This window comes from Shinella sp. R2-11 (genome assembly GCF_055330205.1).
In genome coordinates, this window is the sequence record NZ_JBVAPC010000038.1 from 1 (window position 1) to 224 (window position 224).

Consider the following 224-nt stretch of genomic DNA (forward strand, 5'->3'; position numbering starts at 1 on the left):
CTTGAGAACACCATGCATCTGTGGGGCTGGGAGAGCTTTGCCTTCAACTGGATCAAGGACCGCAACTACGCCATCTACTGCGTGGTCATCGCCGCCGTCTGGCAGTCCTCCGGCTTCGTCATGGCCATGTTCCTCGCCGGCCTTCGCGGCGTCGACAACGAGATCATCAAGGCCGCGCAGATCGACGGGGCCTCCACCTCGACCATCTACCGCCGCATCATCAT

The 224-nt window shown here is 61.2% G+C and carries 1 protein-coding gene; it reads left to right on the forward strand.

Annotation, left to right across the window (positions count from 1 at the left end):
• A partial coding sequence (locus ACZ1A1_RS24975; protein ID WP_463622069.1) for an ABC transporter permease subunit occupies nt 1-224 on the forward strand: 224 nt, incomplete at both ends.